Source organism: Ochrobactrum sp. MYb379 (assembly GCF_037479515.1).
Classification (GTDB): Bacteria; Pseudomonadota; Alphaproteobacteria; order Rhizobiales; family Rhizobiaceae; genus Brucella.
Genome location: NZ_JBBGYW010000017.1, coordinates 26,981 through 38,965 on the forward strand (window position 1 = coordinate 26,981; position 11,985 = coordinate 38,965).

Sequence of the window (11,985 nt, forward strand, 5' to 3'; positions counted from 1 at the left end):
TCAAAAAAATCCGGCTTAATGGATCGGTCTTAATTCATGAAGGGAAGAGCATGACGCGTTTTCACAGGTTTCTTTTGTCCACGCTGAGCGCTGTGGCAATTTCTGCGCCGTTAATGGTCTCATCTGCAGACGCCGCTACATTGCGATGGGGAAGTCGGGCTGACATTTATTCGCTTGATCCGAATTCCGTGCCATCCACCTCTAATCTGGCGTTTCTCAACCACATTTATGAAGGGTTGATCCGATACGGCCCCAATTTTGAGATTGAACCTGCTCTTGCCACCGAATGGCAGCTGATAGATAATAATAAATGGCGTTTTACACTGCGCAAGGGTGTCAAATTTCATAACGGTGCCGAATTTACGGCAGATGACGTGGTTGCGTCTATGAACCGCGTGTCCGATCCGACTTCGCCGCTGCGCGGTAATATTCCGCTTTATGTCGGGGTCGATAAGGTCGATGATTATACGGTCGATTTAGAGGTTTCCTCGCCAAGCGCACTTTTCCTGAACGATATGACCAATATTTTCATGTTCGATGCAGGCTGGCTCAAAGACAACAATGCAGAAAAGCCAACGGACATAGCTTCAAACACTGAAAATTTTGCGACGCACAACACCAATGGCACTGGGCCATTCAAGCTGGATAGCCGTGTCCCGGATTCCAAAACCGTTCTACTGGCCAACGATCAGTGGTGGGACGAAAAGAAACATAATCTTGATCGTATCGAATATGTACCGATCTCTTCTGCGGCTACGCGCGTTGCTGCACTTCTGTCTGGTGAAATTGATCTGGTGGATTCTGCTCCGATTCAGGATTTGCCACGATTAGAATCGTCGCCGGGCATCAGCGTGAACAAGCGCACAGAATTGCGTACGGTTTTCATTGCTTTTAATGGCAAGGAAAAGCTTGAGGATGGCCGCCCCAATCCATTCCTTGATGAACATGTGCGGCAGGCTGTGGAGGCGAGCCTTGATCGTAATCTTATCAATCAGAAAATCATGCGCGGGCTTGCACGCCCTACAGGATCACTCATAGCGCCAGAAATTGCCGGCTATTCTGAATCTCTTGATGTTTATCAGCCCGCCGATCCGAAGCAGGCACAGAAGCTGTTGGAAGATGCGGGCCAAAAAGGTTTGGCCTTTACCTATCTGTGCATGAATGATGAAAGCATCAACGAAGAAGATATATGCTCGGGCATAGCTAACATGCTTAAGCGTTCGGGTTTTGAGCCAACGATCGACATGGGGCCGAGGGCTGTTCAGCAGCCTAAACGCACCAACGGCAAGGCCGACATGTTCAATTTGAGTTGGGCAAATGAGCCGACACTGGATGCCTATTCGCTTCTGTCACAAGTTCTTTCGACGCGCAGTGGCTCCACCGGCGTTTCTAACTACGGTGGCTGGTCTTATCCGGAACTCGACGATCTGGTCAAAAAGGCAGCAAATGAACCGGACACTGCCAAACGGCTGGCTCTGGAAGAGGAAGCACTAAAGATCGCCAAGGATAAGGCGATTTTGATTCCTTTGCATCAACAGCCGATTGCATGGGGTATGTTAGAAAAAGTCAAAAGCGTTGACTTCCGTGCCGACAACAAACCGCGTCATTGGCACACCATGATGGCCGAATAATATTATTGGCCGTAAATGTTAGAGCGTCCAACTGTGAAGGACGCTCTATTGCATTCATCTTCAAAACAAGGCCTGAGGAATATTGAGTTTGGCGGTTCGTCAACTTCAGGACAATTTTATTACAGTCATTTTTTTGAATGCAGAGCTGATGACGACAAGAAACAGGCATTTCTCAGGTGCAGGAGACTATCTATTGTGCGCCTTGTTCAAACGGTAAGAAACCAATCAGCCCGGCACAATCCCGTGATAATCCTTTGACAATTCAGGTTGGCTCGATCGTGATGTTAACAGTTATCGTCGACTTTAAATGCGAAAAATATTCAAATATTGTTTACAATCTCGTTGACAACTTTTTGCTTATATAGATACTGTTATCAATGGCCAATGAAGAAGCCGCCAAGGCTCAGGCCCCTGATTCAAGGAGGAAATCACATTCAGCAAACTTCGTGTTGAGCACGAAGAAATGACATTTTCGTGCTCGTCTTGGGTATGATGGTGCTTGAAGAAGAGATCCCCAAAAAGGGGGCAACAATTTCCAGAAGCGGAGCAATCAATGTTAAAAAAATTGGGCCTTGCGGCCACTATGCTGGTGAGTCTGACTTTGTCGGGCCATGCGGAAACACTCAAATGGGGGGCTGCGCGAGACATCTATTCACTCGACCCTTATTCGTATGGTGATAGTTACACGCTGTCTTTCCTCAATCATGTTTATGAGGGGCTGGTTCGCTACGATGCGGATTTAAAGATTGAGCCTGCACTAGCTCAATCATGGGAAAATATATCGGATACGACGTGGCGGTTTCATTTGCGAAAAGGCGTGAAATTCCATGACGGTGCCGAATTTACGGCTGATGATGTTCTGGCCTCGCTCAAACGGGTAAGCGATCCGGTTTCGCCGTTGCGAGGAAATTTGCCTGCCTATAAGTCCTCTAGCAAGGTTGATGATTACACCGTCGACATTGAACTCAGCGGCCCTTATCCGCTTCTGCTCAACGATCTCACCAATATCCATATTTTCGATGAGGGTTGGCTGAAGAAAAACAATTCGGAAAAGCCGACCGATGTTGGTGCCAAGATTGAAGGATATGCTACCTATAACACCAATGGTACTGGTCCCTTCAAGCTTGAGAGTCGCGTCCCGGACTCAAAAACTATTCTTGTGAAAAATGCAGACTGGTGGGATGATTCCCAATCCAATATCGACCGTATAGAATTCACACCTATCACATCTGCCCCAACGCGTGTGGCAGCGCTACTTTCGGGCGAAATCAACTTTACCGAAAGTGCGCCGTCGCAGGATCTGCCTCGTTTACAGGCTCAGCCTGATTTAAACGTTCTTGAGCGTACAGATCTTCGTACGGTAATGATGGGTTTCAATCGTAAGCCGGAACTTGCTAACGGTGCTCCTAATAAATTTAACGATCTGCGGGTAAGGCAAGCATTTGCTCACGCTCTTGACCGCGAGCTGATCCAGAAGCGGATCATGCGTGGCAAATCACGCACGGCGGGAGCGATAGTTGCACCAGAAATTCCGGGCTACACGGCGGAACTGGACACAACTTTGCCGTATGATCCGGAACTGTCCAAGAAGCTTTTGGCTGAAGCAGACGCTGTCGACTTTCCATTCACGCTGGTGTGTACAACTGACGCTTATGTGAATGAGGAAGAGCTTTGTCAGGGCATGGTAAATATGTTGAGCCGTGGCGGGTTCAAGCCGCAACTCGATATTGCGCCGACTGCCGCACAGGCACCAAAACGTACCGGAGGTAAGGCTGACGTCTACCTCATTGGTTGGGCCACCGAGCCAATGTTGGACAGCTATTCGATTCTGCTTCAGATGATTGCTACAAAGACTGCAAATGCGGGCGTTTTTAACTGGGGCGGATGGAGCTATCCAGAGATCGACGAGCTTATTGTACAAGCTTCTACTGAAATGGATCGTCCTAAGCGTCTCGCACTCCAGACCAAAGCATTGGAAATGGCGAAAGACGAAATAGTGATGTTACCTCTGCACCAGCAGCCTATGGCCTGGGTTATGTCGAAGAATATCGACAAGATCGTGCAGTTGCCTGACAATAAGCCGCGTCATTGGCTTACGCGTTTTACCCAATAATCTGTTGATGCTGTCCCGGGGATGCGTCCCCGGGCGTACCATGTTGTTACCGAGGAAATTTCATGCTGGTTTTTATCATTAAGCGCCTGGCAAACGCTGTCATGGTGATGTTGGCCGTCGCTTTGCTTGCTTTTCTGATTTTCCGCCTTGCGGGTGATCCAGTCGAGATGATGGCCAATGAACAAATGACGCAGGCCGACCGCGATAATTTGCGCGAACGGCTGGGTCTCAATGATGGCCTGCTTGTTCAGTATTCGCGCTTTGTTGTGAATGCAGCGCAAGGGAATTTTGGTATTTCCTACCGAAATGGTCAGGATGTATTGGGTCTGATAAGCGAGCGATTTCCCGCAACCCTTGAGCTGGTTTTCGTTGCGACGATCATTTCACTCTTAGTTGGATTGCCTTTGGGTGTGCTTACTGCCATCAAACGCGGAAAATGGTACACGGAGAGCCTCCAGTTTCTTTCCATTGTTGGCGTATCGCTACCCAGTTTCGTGGTGGGTATTCTGCTTATCCTTGTTTTCTCTGTATCAATTGGCTGGTTTCCCGCTTTCGGACGCGGCGAAGTTGTTTATATTGGCGGTTGGTCCACTGGCCTTCTCACGCCGTCGGGAAGAGCTGCGATCATCCTGCCAGCCATAGCACTTTCGCTTTATCAGGTTACGCTTGTGATGCGTCTGGTACGTGCTGAAATGCTGGAAGTGCTGCGATCCGAATATATCAAGTTTGCGCGCGCACGGGGTATTCCGAGATGGCGCATTTATTTCAGGCATGCATTGCGCAATTGTCTGATGCCAGTCGTGACCTTGACGGCCATGAATATCGGTTCGCTGATTGCGTTCGCACTGATCACAGAAACTGTTTTCCAGTGGCCGGGGATGGGTATGCTGTTCATTCAGGCGGTCACGTTCCTCGATATTCCCGTGATGGCGGCCTATCTTTGCATTATTTCCTTCATTTTTGTCGTGCTTAACACTCTGGTGGATGTTGCCTATGCGGTCATCGATCCCCGTTTGCGCACGGCTCGCTGACCAACGGGAGTCTGTCTTAATGAGCACCCCATCCTCGCAAGCTGCCCCCGTCACGCGATCTTCGCTTGTCCAGCGAATTCGCAAGAGTGACCTTTGGTGGTCCTTCACACACAGCAAGACAGCAATGTTAAGCGCTACGCTGCTGGCAGTTTTGATACTGAGTGCAGTGTTCGCACCGTTGATCGCACCGCAAAATCCTTATGATGGTGCAGCGCTCGACATGTGGAAAGCAGAGCTGCCTCCATTTTGGGAAGAGGGAGGTGAGTGGCCGTTCCTGTTGGGCACCGACACGCAAGGCCGTGACATGCTTTCGGCTATTCTTTACGGCACCAGAATTTCAATCGTCATCGGTATCGCTTCGGTGTTGCTTTCCCTGCTGATCGGTCTGACTGCTGGATTAGTCTCCGGCTATTTCGGTGGCTTTATCGACAATCTTTTGATGCGTTTTGGTGACGTGACGCTATCAATACCCACTATTCTGGTCGCTATTCTCGTTTCGACTGTTGTGCGACAGATGTTGCCAGTGAGCCTTCGTGAGATTGGCGCGTCGGCCGTTCTCATATTGGCAATTTCGCTTTCAGCATGGGTGCAATATGCTCGTACTGTTCGAGCGCAGGCGATTGTCGAGGCGGGTAAGGACTATGTTTCAGCGGCACGGCTGATTGGTGTGCCGTCACGGCGGATCATGACAAAGCACATCCTGCCCAACACACTGACACCCATTATGGTCGCGGCAACGCTTAATTTCGGTATGGCGATCCTGACCGAAGCGACCCTTTCGTTCCTTGGAATAGGCATGCCGCCGAGCCAACCGTCGCTGGGAACCCTGATCCGTATCGGCAATCAGTTCCTGTTTTCCGGTTCATGGTGGATTGTGGTTTTCCCCGTCATCCAGCTCTGCCTGCTTGTTGTGGCCGTCAATATGCTCGGCGACTGGCTGCGCGATGCGCTTAATCCGAAACTGAGGTAAGTTAAATGAACAATCTTTTGCTTCGCAACATCCGCCCAATGGCAGGCGAAAACTGCGACCTCATGATCAAAGATGGGAGAATTGCCGGTTTCGGACATTTTGCGGCTGAACCCGGAATGGCGATTGAAGAAGGAAGTAACGCGATACTGGTTCCGGGGTTAATTGATGCTCACACGCATCTTGATAAGACAACCTGGGCCATGCCGTGGCACGTCAACAACCGCGCCGCCATATTGCGTGAGCGTATCGATTTTGAACGCGAAAACAGGCTGGAAATCGGGATTGATCCACATCGCCAATCGATGCGTCATGCGATTGGTCTTTCGGCCCATGGCAGCACGCACATCCGCAGTCATGTCGATATAGACCCGACCCACGGTTTGTCACTTGTTGAAGGTATATGGGAAACGCGCGAGAAGCTCAAAGGTATCATCGATATCGAAGTTGTCGCATTTCCCCAGTCTGGCTTAATGGTCACACCGGGCACCGAAGAGCTTCTTGATGAGGCACTCCGGCAGGGTTGCGAAGTTCTTGGTGGGATCGACCCGTGTGGCATTGATCGTGACCCAAAAGGCCAGCTGGATGCTCTATTCTCACTTGCAACAAGACATGGTGTGCCGATCGACATTCATCTGCACGAGACAGGTGAGCTTGGCGCTTTTACGATGGAGCTTATCTTTGAGCGTATTCGTGCACATGGCATGGAAGGCAAGGTGGCAATCAGTCATGCCTTTGCACTCGGTATGAATGATTATCTGCGGGTTGGCCAACTTATTGAACAGTTAGCAATTCTGGATGTTGCAATTTTGACCACCGGAGCACCATCAGCGACTGTCCCATCAATCAGGCGGCTGAAAGAAGCAGGTGTTCGTATTGGTGGCGGTTGCGACGGTATTCGTGATACCTGGGGCCCATGGGGACAGCCTGATATGCTTGACCGTGCCAAGATCATTGGCATGAAGAATGGCGTTCGTTCTGATCAGGAACTGGAGCACGTTCTTTATATTGTGTCTCAAGGTGGAGCCGATGTGATGGCGCTTGAGAATTACGGGCTTGATATCGGGTGTCATGCCGATTTCACCCTTTTGACCGGCGAAACGCTGGCGCATGCGGTGGTCGATGTAGCGCCGCGCCCGCTGGTTGTAAAAGGCGGCCGCGTTACAGCTCGACAAGGTAAATGTGTGGTTGAAATGCCATGAAGAATGTTGCTCTGAATTCTCTTGTCTTAGGTGAGCGGCCCTCTGGCCGCACTCTTATCACGGCCAGTTGGGTGGTCGGGCATAAAGACGGCGGCCATCGCCTGCTCAAAGATGGTGAAGTGGTTTTTGAGGATGGTCAGATCCTCTTCGTCGGACACAAATTTCCCGGAGAAGTCGCACGCCGAATAGATTTTGGTAACGCACTTATCAGTCCTGGACTGATTGATCTCGACGCTCTTTCAGATCTCGATACGACTATTCTTGGAATTGACCATCATCCCGGCTGGGCGAAAGGTCGTGTTTGGCCGCGCTGTTATGTCGATGCCGGGCCCTATGAGATGTATGATGAGGGACAATTGGCCTTTCAAAAGCGGTTTGCTTTTGGTCAGCTTTTATTGAACGGTATCACAACAGCCACTCCGATTGCTTCGTTGTTCTATCGCGAGTGGGCGGAAACGGTTGCAGAGTTTGATGCTGCCGCAGACGCCGCGGGCGATTTGGGCCTACGCGTTTATCTAAGCCCCGCATATCGCTCAGGTGGTATGGTTCTGGAACAGCCGGGCAAAATAGTTCCGGTTTTCGATGAAGAGCGTGGTTTTCAGGGACTGAACAACGCGATTACTTATATTGAGCGTCAAACCGGTCGATATGGTGATCTGGTACGGGGAATGCTTGTGCCCGACCGGGTGGAGACTTCCACGCTTGCTCTTATCAAGCGCACAGATGCGGCCGCACGTGATCTCGGCTGCAAGTTCCGGCTTCACATGGCTCAAGGGGCAATGGAAGTGGACACCGTGCGCATGTTGCATGGTTCTACAGCGCCTGTTTGGCTTGCCAGCCATGGGCTTCTGAGCGAGCGGCTCATTGCTCCACATGCTACCAATGCAACCGATGAAGACCTTGATCTTTACGCACAGAATGCTGTTTCGATCGTTCATTGCCCGTTGGTTTCGGGTCGCGGTGGATCAATTCTTAAATCGTTTTCCGAGTGCCGCAGGCGTGGGATTAATGTCGCCATGGGCACTGATACAACCCCGCCCGATATGCTGATGAACCTGCTGGCTGGCCTCATCACTGGAAGAGTGGCCGACAATGCACCTGATCGTCTTCGTACAGCCGATCTCTTCGATGCAGCAACGATTGGTGGTGCAAAGGCCTTGGGCCGTACGGATATCGGGCATTTGTCGTCGGGGGCACGCGCAGACATCGCAGTCTTCCGTCTGGATGACACTATCATGGCTCCGTCGATTGATCCGATCACAACCATTGTCGTCGGTGGATCTGGAAAAATAACCCAAGCCGTGTTTGTGGATGGACGTGTTTCGATGCTCAATCGGCAGTTGGCTGGTTTTGACATGGAGAAGGCACGAGTTCAGGCACAAGCTCAGTTTGACAGTCTGATTGCGAAATATCCTGAGCGGAGCTGGAACAACCCTTCGGTAAATGAAATATTCCCGCCAAGCTATCCAATTGAGGCATCAAACGAGGAAAGCAAACATGATTGAGATGCAAGAGCCAGTCGTTGATGTTCGCAATCTTCGTGTCAATTTTCCCGGTCGTCACGGTACAGTCACTGCGTTGTCAGATGTCTCCTTAACGATACGCCCAGGAGAAATCCTCGGTGTGGTAGGCGAGTCGGGAGCCGGTAAATCAATGACCGGTCTTGCGATCCAAGGGTTACTGGAACGGCCGGGGCATATTGCCGGGGGCGAGGTATGGCTGGGCAAGCAGCGCATCGATAACCTCGATGACCGCGCAATGGAAAAAATTCGTGGTCGCGAAATTGGTGCAATCTTTCAGGATCCTCTTACGTCCCTCAACCCACTCTTTACGGTGGGATCGCAGCTAACGGAAACCATCCGGCAACATCTGGGTCTTAGCAGAGGATTGGCCCGTGCCCGTGCGGTCCAATTATTGCGCGACGTTGGTATTCCGTCGCCCGAAGAGCGAGTTGACCAGTATCCACACCAGTTCTCTGGTGGTATGCGCCAGCGTGTGGTGATCGCTCTCGCACTTGCCGCGTCTCCTAAACTGGTCATTGCTGATGAGCCAACCACAGCGCTTGATGTTTCGATCCAGGCGCAGATTATTTCGCTGCTGCGCAAACTTTGCAAAGAAAAGCAGACGGCAGTTATGCTGGTTACTCACGACATGGGCGTCATTGCCGAAGCAGCAGATCGTATTGCTGTTATGTATGCGGGGCGCCTGATTGAGGTTGGGCCAGTGGAGCAGGTGCTTCATCAGCCATCTCATCCCTATACCCAAGGATTGATGTCGTCGATTCCTTCATTGGGTGCGCGGGTGGAAAAACTAAATCAGATAGATGGCTCTATGCCACGTCTCGATTCCATTCCCGATGGCTGCGCTTTTAATCCCCGTTGTAGCCAGAGCGGGGCTCGTTGTCGGCGGGAGAGGCCAGAGCTCGTATTTTCGGGTGTGACAGCCAGTGCATGCTGGCTAAATGCAGGAGGCACCGCATGACAAATTCCTTAAGTAAAACCCCGGCTTTAACCGTTGAGCGGCTTACTAAAACCTTTGATGTTTCGGCACCTTGGCTTAACCGCTTGGTCGAGCGCAAATCCAAACAGTATCTCAAAGCAGTCAACGACATCAGCTTCACCGTTCCGGCTGGTGGTTGTTTAAGCATTGTCGGTGAAAGCGGCTGCGGAAAATCTACTGTTGCCCGTCTTGTTACCGGTCTATATCCTGCCACCAGTGGTGGGATGCGATTTGCAGCAGGAAAAAGTGGCGCACCTTTATCGGCGCAGATGATATTTCAAGACCCCTATGCTTCACTTAATCCACGCTGGCGGGTAAAGAACATCGTTGCGGAGCCGCTACGCGAACTCAAGTTGCGTGATAGTGCGGTTGAGATTGACCACCGTGTTGAAGAGCTGCTGCGAATTGTCGGTCTCTCTGCTGCAGACGGCGAGAAATTTCCGCACGAATTCTCAGGTGGACAGCGCCAGCGTATTTCGATAGCTCGAGCATTGGCGAGCGAACCTGAGTTTCTCGTCTGTGATGAGCCAACATCAGCACTTGACGTTTCTGTACAGGCACAGGTTCTCAACCTGATGCGCCGCCTGCAGGATGAATTGGGTCTCACATATCTCTTTATCAGCCATGATATGAGTGTGGTTCGCCATATGTCTGATCGGATTGCAGTGATGTATCTGGGGCGCATTGTTGAAGAAGGCGATACAGAAGAACTATTTGCTGATCCGCGGCATCCATATACCCAACTCTTATTGCAGACGATCCCCAATATCGACGCGCCAAACCGCAATCGTGAGCCAGCAAGCGGTGAGGTGCCTAGTCCTTTAAAACCGCCTTCTGGTTGCACTTTTCATCCGCGGTGTCCGCTTGCTATCGAGCGTTGTTCCAAAGAAGCGCCGGTGATGATGCTTCTACCCAACCGTACGCGTGTGGCCTGCCATTTGGTCGAGATGGAGGTTAACTAGAATGCATGTTTTAAGTGAAGGTGCGCTTAACGCAACAAGTCAGGGTGCTGATCGGTCTTCAAATCGAGATGCACGTCTAATCGCGCAGCACAGATGCTGAGAAGCTGTGATCCTTATCAGCTTACGTTAAAGCTGCACGCAGATCATAGGAAAGCTCACGTATCTCGCTTAGATCAAGTTCGGATTCTACATGCTCAAGATGATGTGCCATCAATTCGATTGCCTTTTCTGCCTCCTTTGCAGAAATCGCTTTTACGATTTCGGCATGTTCATCCGGACCACAGTTGAAATGATCTGTCTTGCGATAAATTGCTGTAATCAGAGAACTGCGGGAAATAAGGTCGCGCATGGTGGTAAATAGAAAATCAGAACCTGTCAGTTCAGCCAATAGAAGATGGAACCCGCCAGACAGCTTGATGATGTCTGTAGTAATATCATCCCTATTAGCGATTCGCTCCAAATTGACATGGTCACGGAGACGTTTCACGTTTTCTTTGAGTGAAGAGCTACAGAGCCGCTCTACAATGCAGCGCTCCACAGCCTGCCGGACAGAGAAGACATCGCGTGCCTCCTGCACCGTTGGCTTACTAACGAAAGCACCACGATTTGGAATCATGGTTACAAGCCCGTCTCGTTCCAGCACGGTCAGAGCCTGGCGTACACGGGCGCGACTTACGTTGAAAATAGTGGCGAGTTGTTCTTCCTTAAGCTGGATGCCAGGACGTAATCGCCGCTCTGCAATCGAAAGCCAGATTTTTTCTACGATCTGTTCGATTGATAGGGCAGTTGCTGCTTTCATAAAGACTTCTCCGTGTTCCATTCGACAATCGTCATGTACGAGAAAAAGTCAACTGATGGATTGAAATAACTGATTTATTGTTTACAATAAATCTAAAAGTTGTTGAATATTTCTTACAGTTTGGGTCGCCATGGAATTTGACTTTGAGACCATTGATTCACAAAGCCGCTATCGTCTTCTCACCAATTTCATCGGGCCGCGTCCTATTGCGCTGGTAACAACCCGATCAACTTCTGGAAACAACAATGCAGCGCCCATGAGTTTCTTCAACGTCTTCTCGCATGATCCGGCAATTGTTGTGCTGGGAATTCAGCCACGCCAATCAGGAGAAGAAAAGGATACTATGGTTAACATACGTCGATCCGGCGAGTTTGCTATTAGCATGGTCGATATGGGGTTATCCGAGCAAATGTTGATTTGTGGTTTGGGTTTTGACGCGGAAGTTGATGAGCTCGCGGTTGCGGGACTAACCGCTCAAGATTGTATCAAGATCAAAGCAGCATTCCCGCAAGAGGCTCCTTGTGTTTTTGAATGTCGTGTTGAGCGGCTCATTGATTACCCACGCCGTACGCTCGTTTTAGGGGAGGTCGTTCATATGCATGTCCGACGTAATTGTCTTGATGCTGAGGGTCACTATGTTGACCCTGAATGCTACCAACCGATAGCTCGCCTGCACGCTGATAATTACGTGACTTCAGATCGTCAGTTTGAGTTGAAGGCCCCATCAATTGGGCATTTTCAGAAGTAGTAGTTTAGACGCAGGACAGCGGAAAATTAAATT

10 protein-coding genes are annotated in these 11,985 nt (G+C 50.4%); 9 read left to right on the plus strand and 1 reads right to left on the minus strand.

Annotation, left to right across the window (positions count from 1 at the left end; translation table 11 throughout):
- The first annotated feature begins 50 nt into the window (after window positions 1-50).
- The 8 genes from WH356_RS20660 (at window position 51) to WH356_RS20695 (ending at window position 10,405) form a co-directional block, all read left to right on the plus strand.
- Complete coding sequence (locus tag WH356_RS20660; RefSeq protein ID WP_339514198.1) at window positions 51-1,631, plus strand: ABC transporter substrate-binding protein; 1,581 nt, start codon at window positions 51-53, stop codon at window positions 1,629-1,631.
- Between the two features lie 553 nt (window positions 1,632-2,184).
- The gene (locus tag WH356_RS20665) at window positions 2,185-3,744 is read left to right on the plus strand and encodes an ABC transporter substrate-binding protein (RefSeq protein ID WP_339514200.1); all 1,560 of its coding nucleotides are present in this window, start codon (window positions 2,185-2,187) and stop codon (window positions 3,742-3,744) included.
- 62 nt (window positions 3,745-3,806) lie between these two features.
- Complete coding sequence (locus WH356_RS20670) at window positions 3,807-4,775, plus strand: ABC transporter permease (RefSeq protein ID WP_339514202.1); 969 nt, start codon at window positions 3,807-3,809, stop codon at window positions 4,773-4,775.
- 19 nt (window positions 4,776-4,794) lie between these two features.
- Window positions 4,795-5,745 (plus strand): ABC transporter permease, encoded by a 951-nt coding sequence (locus WH356_RS20675; protein ID WP_339514204.1) that lies wholly within the window; start codon window positions 4,795-4,797, stop codon window positions 5,743-5,745.
- Between the two features lie 5 nt (window positions 5,746-5,750).
- Complete coding sequence (locus tag WH356_RS20680) at window positions 5,751-6,944, plus strand: amidohydrolase family protein (RefSeq protein WP_339514206.1); 1,194 nt, start codon at window positions 5,751-5,753, stop codon at window positions 6,942-6,944.
- Complete coding sequence (locus tag WH356_RS20685) at window positions 6,941-8,449, plus strand: amidohydrolase family protein (RefSeq protein ID WP_339514208.1); 1,509 nt, start codon at window positions 6,941-6,943, stop codon at window positions 8,447-8,449. Before WH356_RS20680 ends, WH356_RS20685 begins: the two co-directional genes overlap by 4 nt.
- Complete coding sequence (locus WH356_RS20690; RefSeq protein WP_339514210.1) at window positions 8,442-9,425, plus strand: ABC transporter ATP-binding protein; 984 nt, start codon at window positions 8,442-8,444, stop codon at window positions 9,423-9,425. The genes WH356_RS20685 and WH356_RS20690 overlap by 8 nt, the downstream gene beginning before the upstream one ends.
- A complete protein-coding gene (locus tag WH356_RS20695; RefSeq protein ID WP_339514212.1) occupies window positions 9,422-10,405 on the plus strand; it encodes an ABC transporter ATP-binding protein in 984 nt (327 codons plus the stop codon). Before WH356_RS20690 ends, WH356_RS20695 begins: the two co-directional genes overlap by 4 nt.
- 121 nt (window positions 10,406-10,526) lie before the next feature.
- On the opposite strand, the gene WH356_RS20700 is transcribed toward WH356_RS20695, so the two are convergent.
- Window positions 10,527-11,204, minus strand: a complete 678-nt coding sequence (locus tag WH356_RS20700) for a GntR family transcriptional regulator (RefSeq protein ID WP_339514214.1) — start codon at window positions 11,202-11,204, stop codon at window positions 10,527-10,529.
- A gap of 130 nt (window positions 11,205-11,334) precedes the next feature.
- Here WH356_RS20700 and WH356_RS20705 point away from each other — a divergent pair, with 130 nt between their 5' ends.
- A complete protein-coding gene (locus WH356_RS20705) occupies window positions 11,335-11,952 on the plus strand; it encodes a flavin reductase family protein (protein WP_339514216.1) in 618 nt (205 codons plus the stop codon).
- Window positions 11,953-11,985 lie beyond the last annotated feature (33 nt).

Coding starts and splice junctions, on each gene's coding strand:
- WH356_RS20660 (WP_339514198.1), top strand. CDS start 51: ATGACGCGTTTTCACAGGTTTCTTTTGTCCACGCTGAGCGCTGTGGCA.
- WH356_RS20665 (WP_339514200.1), top strand. CDS start 2,185: ATGTTAAAAAAATTGGGCCTTGCGGCCACTATGCTGGTGAGTCTGACT.
- WH356_RS20670 (WP_339514202.1), top strand. CDS start 3,807: ATGCTGGTTTTTATCATTAAGCGCCTGGCAAACGCTGTCATGGTGATG.
- WH356_RS20675 (WP_339514204.1), top strand. CDS start 4,795: ATGAGCACCCCATCCTCGCAAGCTGCCCCCGTCACGCGATCTTCGCTT.
- WH356_RS20680 (WP_339514206.1), top strand. CDS start 5,751: ATGAACAATCTTTTGCTTCGCAACATCCGCCCAATGGCAGGCGAAAAC.
- WH356_RS20685 (WP_339514208.1), top strand. CDS start 6,941: ATGAAGAATGTTGCTCTGAATTCTCTTGTCTTAGGTGAGCGGCCCTCT.
- WH356_RS20690 (WP_339514210.1), top strand. CDS start 8,442: ATGATTGAGATGCAAGAGCCAGTCGTTGATGTTCGCAATCTTCGTGTC.
- WH356_RS20695 (WP_339514212.1), top strand. CDS start 9,422: ATGACAAATTCCTTAAGTAAAACCCCGGCTTTAACCGTTGAGCGGCTT.
- WH356_RS20700 (WP_339514214.1), bottom strand. CDS start 11,204: ATGAAAGCAGCAACTGCCCTATCAATCGAACAGATCGTAGAAAAAATC.
- WH356_RS20705 (WP_339514216.1), top strand. CDS start 11,335: ATGGAATTTGACTTTGAGACCATTGATTCACAAAGCCGCTATCGTCTT.